At 61.1% G+C, this 20,546-nt stretch carries 21 protein-coding genes; 12 read left to right on the top strand and 9 right to left on the bottom strand.

Annotated features, from left to right (window positions below; all coding sequences use genetic code 11):
• Window positions 1-32: 32 nt before the first annotated feature.
• Window positions 33-722 (top strand): response regulator, encoded by a 690-nt coding sequence (locus C9990_RS22895; protein WP_106805704.1) that lies wholly within the window; start codon window positions 33-35, stop codon window positions 720-722.
• Between the two features lie 232 nt (window positions 723-954).
• Here C9990_RS22895 and C9990_RS22890 read toward each other — a convergent pair whose 3' ends face one another.
• On the bottom strand, window positions 955-1,992 hold the full coding sequence (locus C9990_RS22890) for a patatin-like phospholipase family protein (protein ID WP_065901760.1): 1,038 nt from the start codon (window positions 1,990-1,992) through the stop codon (window positions 955-957).
• A 217-nt stretch (window positions 1,993-2,209) separates the two neighbouring features.
• Here C9990_RS22890 and C9990_RS22885 point away from each other — a divergent pair, with 217 nt between their 5' ends.
• The 3 genes from C9990_RS22885 (at window position 2,210) to C9990_RS22875 (ending at window position 4,191) form a co-directional block, all read left to right on the top strand.
• Window positions 2,210-2,488, top strand: a complete 279-nt coding sequence (locus C9990_RS22885; RefSeq protein WP_010176194.1) for a hypothetical protein — start codon at window positions 2,210-2,212, stop codon at window positions 2,486-2,488.
• A gap of 53 nt (window positions 2,489-2,541) precedes the next feature.
• Window positions 2,542-3,303 (top strand): CHAD domain-containing protein, encoded by a 762-nt coding sequence (locus tag C9990_RS22880; protein ID WP_106804758.1) that lies wholly within the window; start codon window positions 2,542-2,544, stop codon window positions 3,301-3,303.
• A gap of 90 nt (window positions 3,304-3,393) precedes the next feature.
• Entirely contained in the window at window positions 3,394-4,191 is a 798-nt protein-coding gene (locus C9990_RS22875) for an acyl-CoA thioesterase II (protein WP_106804757.1), read from the top strand.
• A 2-nt stretch (window positions 4,192-4,193) separates the two neighbouring features.
• Here C9990_RS22875 and C9990_RS22870 read toward each other — a convergent pair whose 3' ends face one another.
• The 3 genes from C9990_RS22870 to C9990_RS22860 all read right to left on the bottom strand — a co-directional run bounded on the left by C9990_RS22870 (window position 4,194) and on the right by C9990_RS22860 (window position 7,212).
• On the bottom strand, window positions 4,194-4,556 hold the full coding sequence (locus C9990_RS22870; RefSeq protein ID WP_065901754.1) for an Mpo1-like protein: 363 nt from the start codon (window positions 4,554-4,556) through the stop codon (window positions 4,194-4,196).
• 271 nt (window positions 4,557-4,827) lie between these two features.
• A complete protein-coding gene (locus C9990_RS22865; RefSeq protein ID WP_106804756.1) occupies window positions 4,828-6,309 on the bottom strand; it encodes a methyl-accepting chemotaxis protein in 1,482 nt (493 codons plus the stop codon).
• A gap of 96 nt (window positions 6,310-6,405) precedes the next feature.
• A complete protein-coding gene (locus C9990_RS22860; protein ID WP_106804755.1) occupies window positions 6,406-7,212 on the bottom strand; it encodes a TatD family hydrolase in 807 nt (268 codons plus the stop codon).
• Window positions 7,213-7,448: 236 nt separating this feature from the next.
• Between C9990_RS22860 and C9990_RS22855 the strand changes: the two genes are divergently transcribed.
• The 3 genes from C9990_RS22855 to C9990_RS22845 all read left to right on the top strand — a co-directional run bounded on the left by C9990_RS22855 (window position 7,449) and on the right by C9990_RS22845 (window position 9,978).
• Window positions 7,449-8,870 carry a transglycosylase SLT domain-containing protein gene (locus tag C9990_RS22855; RefSeq protein ID WP_106804754.1) on the top strand — a complete coding sequence of 474 codons (1,422 nt, stop codon included), beginning with the start codon at window positions 7,449-7,451 and terminating at the stop codon, window positions 8,868-8,870.
• A 103-nt stretch (window positions 8,871-8,973) separates the two neighbouring features.
• Window positions 8,974-9,408, top strand: coding sequence for a DoxX family protein (locus tag C9990_RS22850; RefSeq protein ID WP_065901747.1), 435 nt, complete (start codon window positions 8,974-8,976; stop codon window positions 9,406-9,408).
• Window positions 9,409-9,669: 261 nt separating this feature from the next.
• The gene (locus C9990_RS22845; RefSeq protein WP_065901740.1) at window positions 9,670-9,978 is read left to right on the top strand and encodes a hypothetical protein; all 309 of its coding nucleotides are present in this window, start codon (window positions 9,670-9,672) and stop codon (window positions 9,976-9,978) included.
• Window positions 9,979-9,981: 3 nt separating this feature from the next.
• On the opposite strand, the gene C9990_RS22840 is transcribed toward C9990_RS22845, so the two are convergent.
• Genes C9990_RS22840 through C9990_RS22830 form a run of 3 tightly spaced genes read right to left on the bottom strand, consistent with a single transcriptional unit; the run spans window position 9,982 to window position 13,383 of the window.
• Window positions 9,982-11,727: a Gldg family protein gene (locus C9990_RS22840; RefSeq protein WP_106804753.1), complete on the bottom strand. Its 1,746-nt coding sequence runs from the start codon at window positions 11,725-11,727 to the stop codon at window positions 9,982-9,984.
• Between the two features lie 13 nt (window positions 11,728-11,740).
• Complete coding sequence (locus C9990_RS22835) at window positions 11,741-12,466, bottom strand: ABC transporter permease (RefSeq protein ID WP_106804752.1); 726 nt, start codon at window positions 12,464-12,466, stop codon at window positions 11,741-11,743.
• A complete protein-coding gene (locus C9990_RS22830) occupies window positions 12,463-13,383 on the bottom strand; it encodes an ABC transporter ATP-binding protein (protein ID WP_106804751.1) in 921 nt (306 codons plus the stop codon). The genes C9990_RS22835 and C9990_RS22830 overlap by 4 nt, the downstream gene beginning before the upstream one ends.
• 222 nt (window positions 13,384-13,605) lie before the next feature.
• Between C9990_RS22830 and C9990_RS22825 the strand changes: the two genes are divergently transcribed.
• Both C9990_RS22825 and greB read left to right on the top strand, forming a co-directional pair.
• On the top strand, window positions 13,606-14,592 hold the full coding sequence (locus C9990_RS22825; RefSeq protein ID WP_106804750.1) for a hypothetical protein: 987 nt from the start codon (window positions 13,606-13,608) through the stop codon (window positions 14,590-14,592).
• A gap of 113 nt (window positions 14,593-14,705) precedes the next feature.
• Entirely contained in the window at window positions 14,706-15,179 is a 474-nt protein-coding gene (greB, locus tag C9990_RS22820; protein WP_016972352.1) for a transcription elongation factor GreB, read from the top strand.
• A gap of 45 nt (window positions 15,180-15,224) precedes the next feature.
• Here greB and C9990_RS22815 read toward each other — a convergent pair whose 3' ends face one another.
• Together C9990_RS22815 and C9990_RS22810 are read right to left on the bottom strand one after the other, a co-directional pair.
• On the bottom strand, window positions 15,225-17,735 hold the full coding sequence (locus C9990_RS22815) for an ABC transporter permease (protein WP_106804749.1): 2,511 nt from the start codon (window positions 17,733-17,735) through the stop codon (window positions 15,225-15,227).
• On the bottom strand, window positions 17,735-18,418 hold the full coding sequence (locus tag C9990_RS22810) for an ABC transporter ATP-binding protein (RefSeq protein WP_065901727.1): 684 nt from the start codon (window positions 18,416-18,418) through the stop codon (window positions 17,735-17,737). The genes C9990_RS22815 and C9990_RS22810 overlap by 1 nt, the downstream gene beginning before the upstream one ends.
• Window positions 18,419-18,428: 10 nt before the next feature.
• Between C9990_RS22810 and C9990_RS22805 the strand changes: the two genes are divergently transcribed.
• From C9990_RS22805 to C9990_RS22795, 3 genes are all read left to right on the top strand, one after another.
• On the top strand, window positions 18,429-19,034 hold the full coding sequence (locus tag C9990_RS22805) for an arylesterase (RefSeq protein WP_065901725.1): 606 nt from the start codon (window positions 18,429-18,431) through the stop codon (window positions 19,032-19,034).
• A 58-nt stretch (window positions 19,035-19,092) separates the two neighbouring features.
• Window positions 19,093-19,386 carry a hypothetical protein gene (locus C9990_RS22800; protein WP_003172705.1) on the top strand — a complete coding sequence of 98 codons (294 nt, stop codon included), beginning with the start codon at window positions 19,093-19,095 and terminating at the stop codon, window positions 19,384-19,386.
• A gap of 111 nt (window positions 19,387-19,497) precedes the next feature.
• Window positions 19,498-20,466 (top strand): L,D-transpeptidase family protein, encoded by a 969-nt coding sequence (locus tag C9990_RS22795; protein ID WP_106804748.1) that lies wholly within the window; start codon window positions 19,498-19,500, stop codon window positions 20,464-20,466.
• The last annotated feature ends 80 nt before the right edge of the window (window positions 20,467-20,546 follow it).

The raw sequence follows: 20,546 nt of genomic DNA, 5'->3' as shown, positions 1-20,546 counted from the left end.
CCTCTTTTCTCCACGGAATTTGATTGGACACCATGAGCCAGACCGCGACGATTTTGGTCATTGATGACGAACCGCAGATCCGCAAGTTCTTGCGCATCAGCCTGGCCTCCCAGGGCTACAAAGTGATCGAGGCCGGCACCGGCAACGAGGGCTTGGCCCAGGCGGCGTTGAGCAAGCCGGACTTGCTGGTGCTCGACCTCGGCCTGCCTGACATGGACGGCCAGCAGGTGCTGCGCGAGTTTCGTGAATGGTCGATGGTGCCGGTGCTGGTGTTGTCGGTGCGGGCCAGCGAAGGGCAAAAGGTCGAGGCCCTCGACGGTGGCGCCAATGACTACGTGACCAAACCTTTCGGCATCCAGGAATTCCTCGCCCGCGTGCGCGCGCTACTGCGCCAGGCCCCGGCGGGGGAAGCCCAGGAAGCGGCGTTGCGGTTTGGCCCCTTGACCGTCGACCTGGCCTACCGCCGCGTGCTGCTGGACGGCGTCGAAGTGGCGCTGACCCGCAAGGAATACGCGGTGCTCGCACAACTGGCGCGGCATCCGGGGCGGGTGATTACCCAGCAGCAACTGCTCAAGGATATCTGGGGCCCGACCCACACCGATGACAGCCACTACCTGCGCATCGTGGTGGGCCATCTGCGCCAGAAACTGGCGGATGACCCGACCCAGCCGCGATTTATCGTGACCGAGGCGGGGGTGGGTTACCGGTTGTTGAATGCTTGAGTTTATCTGCGCCTGGACGGGCGTCATCGCAGGCAAGCCAGCGCCTGCATTCGTCCGCATTCCAGAGGGCGAACTCGATTGAATGTGGGGCCTGGGCTTGTCTGGTTTTTGTGACGGGGGACGACATTTTTGCAGGCCAGTTCCCGCATTCGTCCGCATTCCAGAGGGCGAACTCGATTGAATGTGGGAGCCGGGCTTGCCCGCGATGAGGCCCTCAGCTACCACCCACCTGTCAGCGCTGCTCACTCTCATACCGATCCAGCGTGTCACTGGCAATTTCCCGCCCCAGCGCGATCAACTCCGGCGCCTTGTAGAACTCGAAAAACCGGCACACCCGCTTCGGCACGTTGATCAGGATATCCGGCGGGTAGCCCGCGATCTTGTACTGCGCCAGCGACGTCTGCATCACCTCGAAGCTTTGGTTGATCAGGTCCAGCAATGACGCCGGCCCGACGTTGTCGATGATGAACGAGCCAGTCGCCGACTTCGGTGCCCCGGCCTTTTCCGGCGCGGCGGCAGGTTGCTGGGATTCCGGCTCGGCCGACTCCAGCCACGGGTTGATCTCGGCCGCCTGGGCCTGCAGGGCTTCCTGCTCCAGCTTCAACAACTGCTCGGCCTGTTTGCGGCGAAACGGCAAGTGCGAGCCGAGGGACTTCACCAGGCTGTCGAAACGGCTCTTGAACGCCGGCGGACGCTGGATCACCGGCAACTGGTAGTGCTTCTGATTGGTGGCGTTGAGGTTGACCGCAATGATCAAGTCGCAATGGCTCGACACCACCGGCACGATAGGCAGCGGGTTGAGCAGGCCGCCGTCCACCAGCATGCGGTTGCCTTGCATCACCGGGGTGAACAGGCTGGGGATCGCCGCCGAGGCACGCATGGCCTGGTGCAGGCAGCCCTCCTGGAACCAGATCTCCTGCTGGTTGGTCAGGTCAGTGGCGACGGCGGTGTAAGGGATGCGCAGCGCTTCGATATTGATCTCGCCGACGATCTTGCGGATCTGCCCGAAGACTTTCTCGCCGCGAATCGCGCCGAGACGAAAGCTCACGTCCACCAGGCGCAATACATCGAGGTAGTCGAGGCTCTCAATCCAGTTGCGATATTCGTCCAGCTTGCCGGCGGCGTAGATCCCGCCGACCACGGCGCCCATGGAGCAGCCGGCGATACAGGCAATGTCGTAGCCGCGCCGTTCGATTTCCTCGATCACCCCGATATGGGCGTAGCCCCGCGCCCCACCGGAGCCCAGCACCAAGGCAACACGCTTTTTCATGGTCGATGTCCTCCCCTAGGCAAGCACCCACAATGCACCTTTTGAGGGGGTGGCTTCAATCTTCGTGCGGGCATGCAGTATTTTTCCAGGAAAGCCATGCAGCTCGGGTATGCTCTGGCAATAGGCGAGTTCGATTTCAGGTTGACTGATAAGGCACTTTTCCTTGTAGGAAACGTCTACAGCGTACGACTGTTTTTCTTTATTTGAGGTGTCATCAATGAAAGCCTGGATGTGTGTGCCTGTGATCGTGTTGGCCCTGGCCGGTTGTGCCGGGAAAACCGCGTACCGCGACAGCTGCGGCACGCAACTGGATGCAGCGTGGCACGAACTGGACTTGGCCAAGGCCGAAGGTTTTGCCGGCACCGTGAGCTACTCCAAGGCCCTGTCTTTGTTGACCGGCGCCAAGACCCAACAGCAATTCGAAGCGTTTGAAGGCTGCTCCAACAAGGCCGAGAAAGCGCGGTTCTATATTCGTGAGTCGCGCGCCGGCCGCTAAGCCGTCTACGCTGGCGTGAGCCAGCCGGGATTTTCATCGTCAAGGGGGAAGGGATGTCAGCTTTGGTCGATCAGTTAGTCGCTCAGGTCATTGGCCTGGAAGTAGGGTTACTGAGCTGCCAGGCTCGCCTCGCTGCCGTTACCGACGATGAAGCCCTGCATGATCTGCGCACTACTGTGCGCCGACTGCGCAGCCTGTTGCGCCCCTTGCGCGGGCTGCCCGGGGTGGAGCAGGTTGAGGCGGCCGCCCGCGCGGTCGGCCAATTGACTACGCCGCTGCGTGACCGTGAGGTGCTGGCGGCGTATTTGCACGCGCATGGCCACCACGAGGCCGCTGATCGGCGCATGCGCCTGCAACCCGATGCGTATCGCCATGTGGCGCAAGGCGCAGAACTTGCGCATTTGCTGCTGATCCTCGATGCATTCCCACGGTTTATCCGCGCCAGCGAACATCAGAAATTGCTCAAGGGCCTGCGTCCGCGAATCCAGAAACGACTGGCCAAGCAATGGCACCAACTCGATCATGCCCTGAAGGATCCTGAGCACGATCGCCACCGCCTGCGCTTATTGATCAAGCGCGTGCGCTACGCCGCCGAGGCCTATCCCGAGTTGGACAAGCTGCCCGCCAACGCCATGTCTCGCCTGAAAAAGGCCCAAGGCGCCCTGGGCGACTGGCATGACTGCTGGCAGTGGCTGGCCCAGGCTGAACACCAGGCGGATTTGCAGCCGTGTGTTGCCGTGTGGCATCGCACCATGGCCAAGGCGCAAGGGCAGGCGGACCGCGTGCTGGACAAGCTCAGCGCCGATTGTTTCTAAAACGGTCCGGGTTTTGGCCGGAATAAGCGCTGTACGTTGCTGGCTCGATGGTTAAGATCCTTCATCTGTTTCTTTTGATGTGAGGTCGCCATGCGCTTTAGTGATTTGCTCGACGCCGCCCGAAACCACCCGCTGGACGTCACCATTCCCGCCGAGTGGGCCCAGGGCCGCGCCACGTTTGGTGGTCTGGTCGCCGCCTTGCAGTACGAAGCGTTACGCGCCAAGGTGCCGGCGGATCGCCCATTACGCTCGCTGGCAATCACTTTCGTCGGCCCGGTAGCGCCTGACGTAGCGGCCAGTTATGAAGTCGAAGTCTTGCGCGAAGGCAAGGCGGTCAGCCAATTGCTTGGCCGTGTGGTGCAGAACGGTGAAGTGGCGACATTGGTCCAGGCCAGTTTCGGCGGGTCTCGCGCGTCGGAAATCGATGTGGCGAGCGAGCCACCGCCGGTGTTCAAACACTGGGATGAGTGCCAGGAGTTGCCCTATATCAAGGGGGTCACCCCTGAATTCATGCGCCACCTGGCGATGCGCTGGAGTGTCGGCGGCTTGCCGTTCACCGGTAATAAGTCCCGCGACATGGGCGGTTGGGTGCGATTGCGTGGGGATGTCAAAGAAGAACCGCTGACCGAGGCGCATATTCTCGCCCTGGTCGATGCCTGGCCGCCGGCCTTGCTGCCGCACCTCAAGAAGCCAGCGCCAGGCAGCACCTTGACGTGGACCATCGAATTTATCCAGCCGCTGCAGGACCTGACGACCCTGGACTGGTGCCAATACCACGTCAACATCGAACACGCCCGTGACGGCTATGGCCATGCGGCTGCTGCACTGTGGAGCCCGACCGGCGAGCTGATCGCCCTGAGCCGCCAGACCGTGGTGGTCTTCGCCTGACCTCAATGCCGGTGGCGCTGGCGCCAGGCACGCCACCAGCCGCCGCTCAGCACAAAGCGCGGGAAGGTCACGAACTGCTCGACCACCAGGCGTTGCACTGCGTCTTTACGATCACTGAATGGCTCACTGGCCTGGGCTTCCAGGCTATGTCCATGACGCTGCAGCGCCAAGCCGGCGAGAATGCCGACAACGCCAATGGCGAAACTGGCCAGGCTCAGGCTGAACACCCCCGACACAATCAACAGAAACCCGATGATGAACAGCGGCACCGCAATCAGGTGCAACGCCAGGTTGGTCGGGTGTTGATGGTTCTGCGGGTAGTTACGCCATTGCCAGGCGGGGAGATTGGGATGACGTTTGCCCATGGTGGTGAATCCTCTGTCCGTTGAAACAACATGCAGAGAGTCTAGGTGGGGTTGGGTAAGGGGGCGAATTGGGGCTGGCTATGGGGGTCATAGAGGGCAATTTTTGACAGGTTACCCTCATGTCAAAATAGCGCAGTCAGGGTCGTCCCTGTGCATCGGATACGTAAGAATAGGTATGCGGTCGTAGGACCGCTGCAATACCTTTGCATCGTGCAAAACCTCAGGTTCACCGAGGCCTTGTTGTAGGGTGGGGACTACAGGTTGAACAGTCCTACAGTTTCAACTGCCCGATCGCCTTACTCAGTTCCCCAGCCAGCGTCGCCAGTTCATTGCTGGTCGTCGCGGAGTCCACGGTCTGTTGCACGGTGTTCTCGGTCACATCACGGATGCTTACCACCGCGCGGTTCATCTCTTCGGCGACGTGGCTTTGCTGTTCGGCGGCGACGGCGATCTGGGTGTTGCTTTCGCGCATTTGCGCCACGGCGCCGGTGATTTCGGCGAGTGCGGCGCCGGCCTCCTGGGCTTGTTGCACGCAGTCGTCAGCCTTGAACGAGCTTTCCTGCATGAAGTCCACTGCGTCGCGAGTGCCGGCTTGCAGCGCCGAGACCATGCGGGTGATTTCGTCGGTGGAGCTCTGCACGCGCTTGGCCAGGTTGCGCACTTCGTCGGCAACCACGGCGAACCCCCGGCCCATTTCGCCGGCGCGGGCCGCTTCGATGGCGGCGTTGAGCGCGAGCAGGTTGGTCTGTTCGGCGATGCTGTGGATCACGCTGACCACACCGTTGATTTTCTGGCTGTCCTCGGCCAGTTTCTGGATCATTTCGGCGGTCTGTTGCACGCCGGTGGACAGCCCGGCGATTGAGCGCTGCACGCGGGTGACCACTTCCTGGCCGCTGCCGGCGAGGGTGTCGGCGGTCTGGGACAGGTCGCGCGTGGCACCGGCATGTTGAGCAATGTGGTAGACGGTGGCGGTCATCTCGTTGATAGCAGTGGCGGCCTGGTCGGTCTCGCTTTGCTGGCCGAGCATGCCGTGCTGCACTTCGTTCATGCTGCTGGCCAGCCGCGCGGCACCCTCGTCGAGTTGCCGGGCGGTGCGTGCCACCGTATTGACCACCCGCTGGTAGCCGGCTTGCATGGCGTTGAAGGCGCTGGCCATCTGGCCGACCTCGTCCTTGCAGGCCAAGGGCACACGGGCCGACAGGTCGCCGGTTTTCTCCACGTGCAGCATCACGTCCTTGAGGGTATTGAGCTGGCTGAGCAGGAAGCGGATCAATAGCTGCGAAGCGCCGAGCATCGCCAGCATCAGAATCAATACGGCCACCGCATAGTTGGCGAAGCGTTCGCCGAACACTTGGCTCAGGCTGGGGGCATAGGCCAACACGGCGACCTGTTGGCCGTCGGGGCGCGCGATCACTTCGGCGCCCATCAGCGGGTTCTCGCCAAACAGCGGCATACGGTTGAGGTCGACCCAGCCGTTGGCACCGCTCAGGGCTGAAAGATCCTGGTCTGCTCGTTGTGGGATCTGGCCTTGTGCATATGTCAGCCAGTGCTCATCTGTGGGCAGGGCCTTTTCCGCCGGCCAGGCACTGAGCAATCGCGCCTGGGCCTGCGCCGAGGCCTGGGACGCATCGCTGCGCGCCTGTTGTTCAAGCTGCACGGCGTACAGCACCAGCAGCAGGGTGGTGATGAACGCGACCGCGTTGACGGCCCAGAATTTGTACTTCAGCGAGATATTGCTAAGCCAGGCACCCATGGAAGGTTTTCTCTGATAGCGGAAACAGCATTGGCAAGGTGCCATTATTGTGCCGCTACTCAGGAAGCCGGTTTTGACATGGGTCAATGCGCCGCATCAATCCACGGCAGGCAAGCCAAAAAACGCGCGCGCGCTGGCGGTGCTGTGCGCGGCCAGGTCTTCCACGCTTTCGTTGCGGTGCAACGCGACTTCGCGCAGTACTTCCGGCAAGTAGGCCGGTTCGTTGCGGCCGTTTTTTGGTTTGGGCCGCAGGGTGCGCGGCAGCAGGTAGGGGGCGTCGCTTTCCAGCATCAGACGGCCACGGGGAATTTCCCTCACAAGCGGGTGCAAGTGTGTCCCACGGCGTTCGTCGCAGATCCAACCGGTGATGCCGATGTGCAAGTCGAGGTCGAGGTAGCTGAACAATGCCGACTGTTCGCCGGTGAAGCAGTGCACCACGGCGGCGGTGAGGTGGTCGCGGTAGTCCTTGAGGATTTCCAGCAGGCGCTGGTTGGCGTCGCGTTCATGCAGAAATACCGGGAGTTTCAACTCGACTGCAAGGGCCAAGTGCTCTTCCAGGACTTTCTCCTGCTGCGGGCGTGGGGAAAAGTCGCGATTGAAGTCCAGCCCGCATTCGCCCACGGCACGCACGCGGTTTTCACTGAGCAGGCCGCGCAAACGCTGGGCGCTGTCGCCGTTCCAGTCACTGGCGGAATGCGGGTGGATGCCGGCCGTACTGAACAGGCGCTGGCCGCTTTCATCGAGTTTCAAACACAGTTCCAGGGCCTGCTCACTGCCGTCGACGCTGGTGCCGGTGAGTACCAATTGCTGCACGCCAGCGGCATAGGCTCGCTCGAGAACGGCGAGGTGCTTCTCGTCGAAACTGGGGTTGGTCAGGTTGACGCCGATATCAATGAGTTGCATGGTGCTATCTCCGCCTGCGGCCGGAAAGCATATCAGAGCTGTAGATTTATAAGAAAATCGAAGAACTACAACGAGTTATAGCTGTCTTTGAACGTCGCAAGTGACATTGTGGTCGGCCGACCGCCAGACCCAGTGTCGCCGTTGCGTACCTTGCCAGCGCATAAAGCGCTCTGTTTCTGACGCCCACCGCCTCGTTTTTCGCGAGAGCGTTGGCCAGTATTCTTTCCGGAGAGCGGATGATCCGACCCTCGGCGTTGTTTATGTTGTGCCTGACGTTATTGCTGCCCATGGCGGCGGTTGCGCGTCTGGACGGGCCGCTGGAAGTGACCAAGCCCAGCAAGGTGCGCGACCTGGCGGAGATCCGCTCCAGCCGCACCTTGCGCGTATTGGTCAACCAAAGCCGCAACAGCTCTGGTGAAGTGCAGGGCCAGGCTATCGGGGTGGAATATCACCGCCTGCGCGCCTTCGAGCAGTACCTCAATGGTCACGCCCGTGATGGCCAGGAAATCAACCTCAAGATCATTCCCAAGGCCAAGGACCAACTCCTTGGCGCGCTGGCCCGTGGCGAAGGCGACCTGGTGGCCCCTGGTGAACTGCTGGATGTGAAGGCCGCACACAAGATCAGCACCAGTGACCCGATCGCCAGCGGTGTGCCGTTGTGGCTGGTGGGGGTCAAGGGCGAGCGGCGGTTTACCAAGTTGGAGCAACTGTCTGGCCGGACCGTGGCGCTGACCACTGGCAGCGCGGCGGCGGATGCCATCAGTCAGGTCAATCAGAAGCTGGCGCTGCACAAGCAGCCGTCGATCAAGGTGGAATGGGTCGACCCGACGCTCGCGGTGGAGGACGTGCTGGAGATGGTCCAGGCGGGGATTTTTCACCTGACCATTGTCGAGAAGCCGATTGCCGAGCGCTGGTCGAAGATCCTGCCCAAATTGCGCTTCGATAAGCAGGTGGCGATCAGCGAACCGGGTGACGAGTACTGGTTCGTGCGCCAGGACGCGTCGATGCTGCGGGCCAGCATCGATCGATTTCTCAAGACCTATCGCACGCCCTCCGACCAGGATGTCGCGTTCCAGCGTATCTATCGGCGCCTCTACCAAGTGCGCAATCCGCTGGCCCGGGTCGACCGCCAGCGCCTGGAGAAGCTGCGCCCGGTCCTGCAAAAACATGCGCGCGAGCAGGGCATGGACTGGTTGAACCTTGCGGCATTGGCCTTCAAGGAGTCGGCACTCGACCCCGGCGCGCGCAACAGCGGCGGGCCCACCGGCCTGATGCAGATCACGCCGTCGGCGGCGCAGCGGGTGGGGGTCAACAATATCGAGAACCTCGACAGCAATGTGCAGGCCGGCGCGCGCTATCTGGCGATGATCCGCCGCAAGTTTTTCGCCAGCCCCAAGCTCAATGAGCGCGAGCGCATGGCCTTTGTACTGGCGGCCTACAACATGGGCCCGGAGCGCGTCCAGGGCATGCGCACCGAGGCCAAGCGCCGGGGGCTCAACCCCAACCAGTGGTTCTTCCAGGTTGAACGCATTGCCATGGAGCAGGTGGGCATGAGCGGCGTCAGCTATGTTAATAGCGTTAACAAGTACTACTTGGCGTTCGATCGGGAGCGGGAGTCCCTGGAGCCGCCAGCGCCGAAAATTGCCTCACGGAAGTAATCGATTAATTCGATATTGATAGGGCATTTTTTGCGCTTTTAACATTGCTTAAACTGATTAATATGGCGGCCAACCAACCCCTGTTTCGAAAAGGATTACAAGCATGAGCCCACTGATCAAAAGCCTCCTGACCACCCGTGCCGGTTACGGCCTGACTGTCCTGCGCATTGTTGTCGGCATTATCTTCGCGGCCCACGGCTCGCAAAAACTCTTTGGCTGGTTCGGTGGCTACGGCCTGGCCGGCACGGCGCAGTGGATGGAAAGCATCGGCCTCGCACCGGGTACCCTGATGGCACTGTTGTCGGGCGGGACCGAGTTCTTCGCCGGCCTGGCACTGATCATCGGTTTGCTCGCTCGCCCGGCGGCATTGGGCTTGACCATCCTGTCGCTGGTGGCGATCTTCTCGGTGCATATCCATAACGGTCTGTTCATGGCCAATAACGGGTATGAGTTCGCGTTGGCGCTGCTCGGTGGCGCACTGGCAGTGCTGCTGGAAGGTGCCGGCAAATTGTCTGCAGACCGCGCCATCGCTCGCTGATCCACGTCTGGAAAACCGACAAGGCCCGCCCATGTGCGGGCCTTTTCGTTGCCCGCCATTCTTGACACCGCCCCTGCGGCTTCTCTAGGATGCCGCTCATGCGCCGATTTAAACAGCTAATTGCGGGGCGCCACCGGGACTCTATGCAGCCCGACAGAAGCTTGTTCTCCCATGCCGAGACAGCTTTGAAATTCCGCTAAAGCGCTGGTTCGGTGTTGCCTCTCACCTGCCCGCAGACTTTTGAGGCAGAGACACGACACGATGAATGCACTACGCCCCCTGATACGCCTGGCCCCGATCACCGCGGACCTGACTCAACGCAATCCGAAAATTCTCCTGGGCGGCAAGCACCAGCCGACGCTGTTGCGTTACCTGGATGGCTGGCCGCGTCGTACCGGGCGGCCATCGGCGTTCCTGATCCAGTTTGTGGAAGACGGCGACTCTCTCGCCCGTTTTGCCAACAACAGCTTTGACCTCGCGGTCATCCAGGCTCCGAGCGCCGTCAATGCAGCTGAAGTGATCGGCCATCTGACCCGCATTGCCCGGCAAGGGCTGATTGCCAGGCGTTGAGGTTCAGCGACGTGCGGCCTCGCCGTTCAAGCGTCGTCGACGATGGCCGAGAAACACCAGCCAGGCAACCAGGCACAACATCAGCGGGATCGCGAAGGTCACGCCCAGTTTTATCGCCAGCTCCAGGCGATTGATCTGCGCGTATGCCTCGGCCTTCAAGGCGTGCAACTCCATGGGCAAACGCAGGCGCTCCTTATTGAGGGCCTGCAATTGCGTCCTGGTGTCCACTGCCTGGGTGCCCAGGTTGATCACTTGTGGCGTCAACTGCCGCCATTCCTGTTCCGTTCGCTGCAGGCGTCGTTCCACCTCATAGGCCTTGCCGCGATAGACCTGTTCGGCGGCGTTGCGCATGGTCTCCAGCAGGGTCGGTGAGTTGCTCGCTGGTGTACGCGGCCGAACATTGGCCAGTGCTTCAAGGGCGGACAGGTTATCCAGTGTATTCAAGATAAACAGTGCGTTGCTGTCAGGCGTCGCGGGGCTGAGCTGATCGGTGAGCATGTCGGTGTCGGCGACCACCACGACATGGATCTGTGTCGCTTTTTGCACGCCCGGCGGTTGACCCTTGATGCCTTCCGGAAATGCGGAATAAGCCGGCCCCTCGATACGGGCCGCAATTACATGGCGTTTGCCTTGCTTGGGCAGCACGTCAGCCAACGCGTCGCGCGCGGTGACGTCCACGAAACGCTCGGTATCCATCAGCTCGGTGTGCTCGGAGCTGTACAGCAGGGGGGTAAATGTCGTGCGACTTTTAGCCAGGCGAGAGACAGCGCCGCTGCTGGATACGATCACGGTGTTCAATTTCCAGGTGCTCACATCCTGCGTGTTCATCGCCTGCCGTGGCAGGTTTAACCGGGCCGGGTACCGCTCCGCGTTTCTTCCGGGGCCCGGCTCAGTCCACGACGAATAGAGGCCGTCGACCAGCAGCTTATCCGCTGGCATCTGGATCCCCCAGGCGGCCAGCAGTTCGTGCAATCGAGTATTGGCTGGCGCACGGCCTGAGCGTTGCTCGCCCAGGGGGTCGATAAACATCATCAACCTGCCGCCCTTCAATACAAATTGTTCAATGCCATACAGAGTCTGCTCGGACAACGCGGCGGGCTGCACCACCATCAGTGCCTGGACATATTCCGGGATGCGCACGGTCGTCGACTCCAGCAGCGCGAGGTTAAAGTGCTGCTGCACGGTCTTGAGCAGCCGCCCTGCGGATTCCTCCATCGCTTGCCCTGAGATCAGACCGACAATGGGGCGCTCAGGGTGTTGCAACTTATAGATCAAGTGGCTGATTTCGTAGTCGAGCAAGGGCTCACGATCAAGGCTGAATGATTCGATGCGTTGCGCACCGTGACCGGCACGGGTACCGATAAGGCCCAGAAAACCGGCCTCATCGTCTAGGCCAAATAGCTCCGCTTTGTAGGCATCCTCTGAAAAACGTGCAGGTTCGATAAGGTGCAGGTTGAGCATGCCTCGGGCGGCTTTTTCATATTCCTTGAGCCGGTCTTCGATACGCTTGCCATAGCGTTTCATCGCGGGACTTCTTGCTGGGGCGTTGTTGGCGTTGAAGTAATACAAGTCTACCGGGCTTTCCAGGGCATTCAGGAAGTGCCGTACGGTGGGGGATAAAGTGTGGATCTGTGAACGGGAATAGTCCCAGCGAATGTCGGGAAGTTTAACTATCCAGACCAGGTTGAACGCGAGAAATAGTAAAAGCAAGACAATAAGTGTCATGCCGGTACGCAGAGTGGATCGCATGGGGCTTTCCTTCTCAGCGATGCTTGTAATTAAGGGTGATGGTCGCCGCAGTGAGGAAGGCCAGGATCATGCTAATGAAGTAAAGAATGTCGCGAAGTGCAAATTTCCCATCGTCCAGGCTGCTGAATCTTGAAAGCGGATTGAGGGAACTCAAACTGTCGATAACCCAAATGGGCGCTTGATGTTCCAGAGCATCGAGTAAAGATGAAAGTCCACTGACGGTGAGCAGTAAGCCCATCGTCAGTATGACGACGACGGTACGCTGACGGACGCAAGTGAAGATGAAACAACCGGCAGATAGATAACTGCCCGCCAGCAGCCAACTTGCCAAAAATTGCGAGGCTATAACGGCGTTGTCCGCCCTGCCAAGATAATTGGCGATGATGACCAGGGGAAACGTCAATAGCAGAGCCACGCCGACTACAGCCCAGGCAGCCAGGAACTTGCCGATCACCCACTCAAAGGGGGTGACGGGCAATGTTTTCATCAGTTCGAGAAAACCGGCATTCGCCTCATCCGACCAGAGTTGCGCCGCCAGGGCGGGGATCAAGAGTAAGTAAAGCCAGGGATGCAGTTGGAAAAAAACCTGCAAGGTGCTGCTGTCTTGCTCCAGCCACGGGCTGAGGTGAAAACCCAAGGCCACGGACAGTACTAAAAAAATCGCCACGCTCAGGTAGGTGCCGGGTGTGCAGGCATAACTGGCGAGTTGGCGCTTGAAAATGACGGGCAGCAATTTCAAAGAGTGGCCTCTCGGCTCAGGTGGTGGACCACATCGTTCAGGCGGCCTGACTCCTGGTGCAGCGAGCTGATTTGCCACCGACGACTGGCGATGAGTGTGTGAATGTGTGAGGAGATGTTATGGCCCGGCATGGCCAGCACGGTCACCGTGCCGGGGGCGTGGCGATGCTCTTCGATGCCCGCCACGCCTGGCAGGACGGCGAGCGCCAGCAGGTCCAGAGGCGTTTGCGCGGTCAGGGTAACTGCCTGGAAGTGACGGGAATCGCGTTGCAGATCAGGCAGTGGCGTATCGGCCACCAGACGCCCGCCCGCAAGCACCAGCGCCCGTGTGCAGAGTTCGGACAGTTGATCGCAGTGCCGGGACGCGATGATCACCGTCATCTCCTGCGTCAACGACCTGATAAGCGCCCTGAAGGTGTGTTTTTGATCGGGTGCCAGCCCTTCGGTCGGCTCATCCAGTAACAACAAGGCCGGCCCATGCAGGATGGCTTGGGCAATCGCGACTTTACGTTTCCATCCAGTGCAGAGTGTGTCGAGGGGCGCGTTGAGAATGGGCCACAACTCCAGTCGCATGGCGGCGTGTTCCACGCGCGCGCGTTTTTCTGCGCCGTGGAACCCACGAATGCTGGCAATGAAATGCAGGAACGCGTTTGCCGACATCGTTGGATGACCGAGATCCCGGTCCAGTTGATAGCCGATCGCTTTCTTTATCTTGAGAGCTTGCGGGTTGATACCCTGGACAGTGACGTGTCCACTGGAAGGCGAAGTTGTACCGGAAAGTATATTCAACAGTAGCGTTTTAACAGCAGGGTCTTCTCCAAAAAGCCCCAGGCATTCGTGTTGATTGGCGCTGAATGAGAGATCACTGATAATGTTTTTCTTGTCCAGGTATTTTGTCACGTTGCTTATTTCGATCATGTGTTTACCGAATAAGTTTGGTATGACGTTAAGGGAGAGATTTTAAAAAGGGTACGGATAATCATCGCTTTTGGGAACGACGATCAGCATTAATAAGAGAAGTCCTACGTGTGTGCCCGGTACATCGCTGAAACAATTGGAGTGTGTGTTGACTTTTAAATTTCGAATGTTTATTTGATGTTTGTATAGACGTTCTGCGCTGTGTAACGAGGCCTGATAATCATGATGCTGCTACGTACCCTAGTTCTTGAACGCGATGGTCAGGATGCGCCGGTCAACGGCGCACTGCTCTGTGGGTTTGCTGTTGGTCAGATCGCCTCCAACTTCCTCGTTTACAGCCTCGATGAAGAAGTTGAACCGGGGAGTTCCAGGGTTTACATCGCGGCATTGCGTAAAAAAGCCGAACGGTATTTTCTCGGTGGTGTCGAGTCCAGGGACGACTTGCAAGTTGCCATGCATGTGTTCAAGCAAATTCTGACGTTGGCGGCGTCGGGTGCAAAAGCCGCTGGCGTCACGGAAACCCAGTTGCCCTATCATTTTGTCGATTTGAAAGGCTGCAAGCTGCCGCCTGCTAGGCCCGAGGATCACCACTCGGTGATCATCAAGAAAGCGCTGGTGATGAAGGTGATTACCCTGGGCATTTCCGCGCCTGCGTTGCCGGCAATCGAAAGCGCGTCATTGATCGTGCCGTCCATTCGCTTTTCATCGAAATTAAGCTCGTCCCCCAGGGCAGCGATCGCGGCCGACCCTGCCCGTGTACCTGAGCACGAACAGCCTGTCGAAGAGGCGCGCCCGGTGGCGATCGAAATGCCGGCAAACCGCGTGCAGGCTGCACCTGTGATGCCGCCCGCGCCGGAGCCGCGGGCGCAACCTGGACTGCCCGCGCCCATGGACCAAAACGCTTTGTTCGAGGTGGACAGTACACTGACCAACCTGGCGCGTGTCGCACAGGAATTGACCCAACAAAAGCTCGCCGTCATCGAACAGCAGGCGGCGCTTGATCAATGGCAGGCTCGATTGCAGCAGGAACAAAGCCAGTCCGATGAGAGGTCTCGAGAGCTGGAGCAGCGCATTGCCCAGTTGCATGACCAGTCGCTGGCGGTCAGCCAGAGAACCGAAACACTGAAGGTCATGACGTCGCAGGTGTCGAACCTGCGCCAAAGCTTGCGCGCGATGCTGCTGGACCTGGACCAGGTCCTGGATGGCTAGACCGGCCTGGCTACTTTCCCGGGTTCATTTATCATCAACGCCAGCCAGCCGACGCCAGGGCATGATTGCCTGGCCGATCGGCACCTATGGACATTGCCTGGGGATGCATGCGTTTGAGTACCAAGCTGATTACCAAAGAAGGTCATGAAGCGCTGAAGAAAGAGCTGGACTACCTGTGGCGCGAAAAGCGCCCGGACACCACGCGCAAAGTGACATGGGCTGCCTCGCTGGGCGACCGCAGCGAAAACGCCGACTACCAGTACAACAAGAAATTGCTGCGCGAGATCGATCGCCGGGTCCGTTACCTGCGCAAGCGCCTGGAAGACATGCGCGTGGTGGAGTACATGCCCGAGCAGGAAGGGAAGGTGTTTTTCGGCGCCTGGGTCGATATCGAAAACGAGCAGGGCGAGACCAAGCGTTTTCGGATTGTCGGCTATGACGAGATTTATGACCGGATGGACTATATCTCCATCGACTCACCGATGGCCCGCGCGTTGTTGCGCAAGGAGGTCGATGATGAGGCCATCGTGCAGACGCCCGGCGGCGAAGTGTGCTGGTGGATCACCGGGATCGAGTATGTGAAGTGAGCGGCGTTGGCCCGCGTCCCTTGAAGGACGCGGGCCATTGTGTTTTCAGCCTTCGCGCAATACGGTCAGAGGGCTGGCATTCAGTGCGCGGCGCGTACCGAAGACCCCGGCCCCGCCGATCAATACCGCACCGATCACCGGCAGCACCAACAACCACGGGTGCGGGTGCCAGGCCAGGTCAAAGGCATAGCGGTACAGCACCCAGGTCACCAGCTCGGTTCCCAGCGCCGCCAGCAACCCGCTGACGGCACCCAGCAAGCCGAACTCGATGCGCCTGGCCTTGACCAGCAGCTTGCGCTCGGCGCCCAGGGCGCGCAGCAGTGCACCTTGGCGGATCCGCTCATCAAGGGTGGCCTGCAGGCCGGAGAACAACACCGCCATTCCGGCCGCCAGCACAAACAGCAGCACGTACTCCACCGCCAGGGTCACCTGCGCCAGGATGCTGCGCAACTGCTCCAGCAGTGCCTCGACCTGCAGGATGGTCACGGCCGGGAAGGCACGCGACAGATCGACAATCTGCTGGTCGTGCCCAGGCGCCAGGTAAAAGCTGGTCAAGTAGGTCGCGGGCAGATCCTTCAGCGTGCCTGGCTGGAAAATCATGAAGAAGTTCGGCTGGAAGTTGTCCCAGTTGATGGTGCGCAGGCTGGTGACCCGCGCTTCACGGTTTTCCCCGCCCACGGTAAACACCAGGTGGTCGTTGAGTTTGAGCTTGAGGCTTTCTGCGACCTTGGCTTCTACCGAGACCCCGGGGATTTCATCGGTGGGTTGCTGCGACCACCAGGTACCCGCTGTCAGGGCGTTGCCCGGTGGCAGGTCGGCGGCCCAGGTGAGGCTCAAGTCACGTTGCACCGCGCGGTCGCCGCTGGAGTCCTTGCTGACAATCTCCTGCACTGGTTCGCCGTTGATGCTGATCAGCCGGCCCGGCACCACGGGATACAGCGGTGCGGACTGCGCCTGCAGCTCCAGCAGGCGAGCGCCGAACGCGTCTTTGTCGGCCGGCAGGATGTTGAGGGCGAAATAGTTGGGCGCATCCTTGGGCAACTGGTTTTGCCAGGTGTCGAGCAACTCGCCGCGCAGCAGGGCAATCAAGCCCATCGACAGCAGGATCAGGCCAAAGGCCAGGGACTGGCCAGCCGCAGCCAGCGGATGACGCAGCAATTGTCCCAGGCCCAGGCGCCAGGGCAGTGAGGCGCGAGCCAGCAGGCGTCGCAGGCTTTGCAACAGCAGGAGGAGCAGGCCACCGAGTACCAGCGCTGCCACCACGCCACCGCCGAGCAGGGCGAAGGTCAGCACCAGGTCGAGGCTCAAGCGCCACATGATCAGGCCCAGGGCGAACAGGGCTGCGCCGTAGACCATCCAAGTGCTGGAAGGAATCGGCAGCAAGTCGCGACGCAGTACCCGCAGCGGCGGCACCCGACCCAATGCCGCCAGTGGCGGCAGGGCGAAGCCGGCGAGGGCGACCAGCCCGGTGCCGATCCCGGCGATGGCCGGCAGCAGGCCGCCGGGCGGTACGTCCGCCGGCAGCAGATCGTGCAGGAAGTAGAACAGGCCAAACTGCGCGAGCCAGCCGAGCAGGGCGCCGGTCAGGCTCGCCAGCAGGCCCAGTACACTCAATTGCAGGCTGAACAGCAACATCGCTTCACGGCGCGATAACCCCAGGCAGCGTAACAATGCACTGGCGTCGAAGCGGCGGGTGGCGAAACGGTTGGCCGACAAGGCCACGGCGACGCCGGCCAGCAGCACTGCCACCAGGCTTGCCATGTTCAGGTAGCGCTCGGCCTTGCCCAGGGCGCCGCCAATCTGCTGGTTGCCGTCTCGCGAGTCCTGCAGGCGCTGGTTGGCGGCGAGGCCGGGCTTGACCAGGTCGCGATAGGTTTGCAGCGCTGTGCTGCCTTGTGGCCCGCGCCACAGTTCGCGGTAGCTGACGCGGCTGCCGGGCTGGACCACACCGGTGGCATCCAGGTCCGCCAGGTTGATCATCACCCGGGGCGTGAGGCTGTAGAAGTTACCGGCGCGGTCGGGTTCGTAGGTGAGGATGCGGGCCAGGCGCAGGGTCTTCATGCCGACATCGATACTGTCGCCGACCTTGAGGTCGAGTGCAGTCAGCAGCCGCGCCTCCACCCAGGCTTCACCGGGCTTCGGGCCACCTCCCGGGGTTTCATCGCCAAACGGCGCAGCCGCGCTTTTCAGCTCACCGCGCAGCGGGTACTGCTCGTTGACCGCCTTGATGCTGGAGAGCTGGATGCCGTTGTCGGTGGCAATCACGCTGGAGAATTCGACCACCCGGGCGTGATCCAGGCCCAGCTCGGTCCCCGACCGGATTTGTTCGGGCCGCGCCGGCGAGCTGCCTTCAAGCACCAGGTCGGCGCCGAGGAACTCGGTGGCGCGCAGCATCATGGCGCCATTGAGGCGGGCACCGAAATAGCCGATGGCGGTGCTGGCAGCTACCGCCACCAGCAGGGCGAAGAACAACACGCGCAATTCGCCGGCGCGGGCATCGCGCAGCAATTGGCGCATGGCAAGGCTGAACAGGCGCAACAGCGGCAAACGTGCCATCAAGGCTCCAGGGGCGCGACCATCAGGCCGGCTTCAAGGCGGATCAGGCGTCGGCAACGGTGGGCCAGACGCTCGTCGTGGGTGACCAGCACCAGGGTCGTGCCGCTTTCTTTGTTGAGCTCGAACAGCAGGTCGCTGATGCGCTCGCCGGTGTGGCTGTCGAGGTTCCCGGTGGGTTCATCGGCAAACAGCACGTCCGGTTCGGCAGCGAACGCGCGGGCGATCGCCACGCGTTGCTGTTCACCGCCGGACAACTGGCGCGGCGAGTGGGTCAGGCGTTGGCCCAGGCCGACTCGCTCCAGCAAATGGGTGGCGCGCTCGCGGGCGTCTTTGCGGCCGTCCAGCTCCAGCGGCAGCATGACGTTTTCCAGGGCGTTGAGGCTGTCGAGCAACTGGAAGGACTGGAACACGAAGCCCACGTGCTCGGCGCGGATGCGCGCACGCTGGTCTTCGTCGAGGGTGCTGAGGGCTTGCCCGGCGAGCGTGACTTCGCCGCTGCTGGGCAGGTCGAGGCCGGCCAGCAGGCCCAGGAGGGTGGATTTACCGGAGCCGGAAGCACCGACGATAGCCAGGCTATCGCCCTTGTTCAGTTCCAGGCTCAGTTCGTGCAGGATAGTCAGTTCACCTTCCGCGCTGGGAACCACTTTGCTAAGGTTCCGCGCGGTGAGAATGCTTGCGCCCATGGAGAATCCGATGCGAATGTGGTTTTTGAGTGCTGGCCTGGCCTTGATGTGCATGGCCCAGAACGCAGCGGCGGGTACAGTCCTGATCGTTGGCGATAGTATCAGTGCCGGTTTCGGCCTGGATACCAGCAAAGGGTGGGTAGCGTTGCTGGGACAACGGCTCAAGAAGGAAGGTTTCGACGATAAAGTGGTCAACGCTTCCATCAGCGGCGACACCAGTGCCGGAGGCTTGGCGCGGCTGCCGGCGGCGCTTGCAGAGCATAAGCCGGATGTCGTGGTGATCGAGCTTGGCGGCAATGACGGCCTGCGCGGCCAACCGCCTGCGCAATTGAAACAAAATCTTGCGTCGATGATCGATCAGTCCAAGGCCGGCGGCGCCAAGGTGCTGTTGCTGGGCATGCAGTTGCCACCCAACTACGGCCCGCGCTACACCACGGCATTCGCTGAAGTGTATGGGGCGCTGGCCAAGGAAAAAAACGTCCCGCTGGTGCCGTTTTTCCTCGAGGGCGTCGGTGGTCATCCCGAGCTGATGCAGGCGGATCAACTGCACCCGGCGGTCGGCGCCCAGGGCAAGTTGCTGGAAAATGTCTGGCCGACGCTAAAACCGCTGCTTTGACGCTTTTCTACCGGCAGGCTTTCGGCTAAGGTGGCGCCCCCCCGATTTGGAGCCCTTGATGTCGCGTCCTGCCTGGTCCCTGTTTAACTACCAACTGATCGAGCCGGACGAGCAGCTGGATCTGTTCGCCTGCCAGGAAGTGCGGGTGCATCTGGTCACGCGGCAATTGGAACTGGGCGGCTCCATCGATCGTACCCTGTGCGGTACGTTACTGCCGGCGCAACCGCGGTGGTCGCTGGTCGATCGTTCGATCTTCCAGGACCAGCGCCTGTGCCCGTTGTGCCGGGCGATTCTGGAGTCCCAGAAGCGCGGCACGCCGCCAATCTGGCCGGAGCTGCGTTTCGAGCTCTAGATGCAGCTGCAAGCTTCACGCTATAAGCTGTAAGCTAGCGGCTGAAAGCTTGTAGCTTGTAGCTTGCAGCTTGTTTTTAACCTACCCGTCGTTCTGCGAAGGATTTTCCGGATGTTGTCGCGCCTTTCCGTCGTCACCTGCTGCCTGTCTCTTGCTGCACTTTGTGCGGCCGGTTCTGCGTCAGCCTTGCAGTTGCCCCTGCCCCCGCCAGGCGAGGACATCGTCGGTCAGGTCCAGGTGATCAAGGCCAAGTACGAAGACACCTTTGCCGACCTGGGCACGACCTATGACCTGGGCTATTCGGAGATGGTCGCGGCCAACCCGGGCGTGGATGCCTGGTTGCCGGGGGCGGGCACTGACATCGTGCTGCCGACGCGTTTCATCCTGCCGCCCGGCCCTCGGGAAGGCATCGTGATCAACCTGGCGGAGTACCGGCTCTATTACTTCCCCAAGGGCCAGGATGTGGTCTACACCTTCCCGCTGGGGATCGGTCGTGAGGGCTGGGGCTCGCCGGTCGCCCACACCACGATTACCGGCAAGATCCCTAACCCGACCTGGACCCCGCCCGCCTCGATCAAGGCTGAGCACGCCGCCAATGGCGATCCGCTGCCCAACGTGGTGCCGGCCGGTCCGGACAATCCTTTGGGACCGTTCAAGTTCACCCTGGGCACCCCGGGCTACCTGATCCACGGTTCGAACATGAAATTTGGTATCGGCACGCGTACAAGCCACGGTTGCTTCCGCATGTTCAACAACAACGTGCTGGAGATGGCCAGCATGGTGCCGGTGGGTACCTCGGTGCGCATCATCAACGATGCCTACAAGTTCGGCAGCAGCGGCGGCAAGGTCTACCTCGAGGCGCATACGCCGCTGAACGACGACGGCACGCCTTCGGTGGTCGACAAGCACACGGCGGTCATCAACGCCCTGCTCAAGCGTGAAGACCTGGCCAATAACCTGCGGGTGAACTGGGATCAGGTGCGTGATGTGGTCGCGGCCGAAGACGGCCTGCCCACCGAAATCGGGGTGCCGGGTGCAGCGCCGATAGCGTCCAGCGCGCCGATCGACCTGCAGCAATAAGCCTGCTCGACCCTGAGCCCGCCACAGCCTTGCGCTGCGGCGGGCTTTTTATTGCGCGGCATCGAGGCACGAATCGCGGG

Origin of the sequence: Pseudomonas sp. S5D5, from assembly GCF_003013355.1 — a bacterium.
In the GTDB taxonomy this organism is placed as follows: Bacteria; Pseudomonadota; Gammaproteobacteria; order Pseudomonadales; family Pseudomonadaceae; genus Aquipseudomonas; species Aquipseudomonas aylmerensis.
This window is presented reverse-complemented; position numbering and strand designations above follow the sequence as displayed.

Coding starts and splice junctions, on each gene's coding strand:
- C9990_RS22895 (WP_106805704.1), top strand. CDS start 33: ATGAGCCAGACCGCGACGATTTTGGTCATTGATGACGAACCGCAGATC.
- C9990_RS22890 (WP_065901760.1), bottom strand. CDS start 1,992: ATGAAAAAGCGTGTTGCCTTGGTGCTGGGCTCCGGTGGGGCGCGGGGC.
- C9990_RS22885 (WP_010176194.1), top strand. CDS start 2,210: ATGAAAGCCTGGATGTGTGTGCCTGTGATCGTGTTGGCCCTGGCCGGT.
- C9990_RS22880 (WP_106804758.1), top strand. CDS start 2,542: ATGTCAGCTTTGGTCGATCAGTTAGTCGCTCAGGTCATTGGCCTGGAA.
- C9990_RS22875 (WP_106804757.1), top strand. CDS start 3,394: ATGCGCTTTAGTGATTTGCTCGACGCCGCCCGAAACCACCCGCTGGAC.
- C9990_RS22870 (WP_065901754.1), bottom strand. CDS start 4,556: ATGGGCAAACGTCATCCCAATCTCCCCGCCTGGCAATGGCGTAACTAC.
- C9990_RS22865 (WP_106804756.1), bottom strand. CDS start 6,309: ATGGGTGCCTGGCTTAGCAATATCTCGCTGAAGTACAAATTCTGGGCC.
- C9990_RS22860 (WP_106804755.1), bottom strand. CDS start 7,212: ATGCAACTCATTGATATCGGCGTCAACCTGACCAACCCCAGTTTCGAC.
- C9990_RS22855 (WP_106804754.1), top strand. CDS start 7,449: ATGATCCGACCCTCGGCGTTGTTTATGTTGTGCCTGACGTTATTGCTG.
- C9990_RS22850 (WP_065901747.1), top strand. CDS start 8,974: ATGAGCCCACTGATCAAAAGCCTCCTGACCACCCGTGCCGGTTACGGC.
- C9990_RS22845 (WP_065901740.1), top strand. CDS start 9,670: ATGAATGCACTACGCCCCCTGATACGCCTGGCCCCGATCACCGCGGAC.
- C9990_RS22840 (WP_106804753.1), bottom strand. CDS start 11,727: ATGCGATCCACTCTGCGTACCGGCATGACACTTATTGTCTTGCTTTTA.
- C9990_RS22830 (WP_106804751.1), bottom strand. CDS start 13,383: ATGATCGAAATAAGCAACGTGACAAAATACCTGGACAAGAAAAACATT.
- C9990_RS22825 (WP_106804750.1), top strand. CDS start 13,606: ATGATGCTGCTACGTACCCTAGTTCTTGAACGCGATGGTCAGGATGCG.
- C9990_RS22815 (WP_106804749.1), bottom strand. CDS start 17,735: ATGGCACGTTTGCCGCTGTTGCGCCTGTTCAGCCTTGCCATGCGCCAA.
- C9990_RS22810 (WP_065901727.1), bottom strand. CDS start 18,418: ATGGGCGCAAGCATTCTCACCGCGCGGAACCTTAGCAAAGTGGTTCCC.
- C9990_RS22805 (WP_065901725.1), top strand. CDS start 18,429: ATGCGAATGTGGTTTTTGAGTGCTGGCCTGGCCTTGATGTGCATGGCC.
- C9990_RS22800 (WP_003172705.1), top strand. CDS start 19,093: ATGTCGCGTCCTGCCTGGTCCCTGTTTAACTACCAACTGATCGAGCCG.
- C9990_RS22795 (WP_106804748.1), top strand. CDS start 19,498: ATGTTGTCGCGCCTTTCCGTCGTCACCTGCTGCCTGTCTCTTGCTGCA.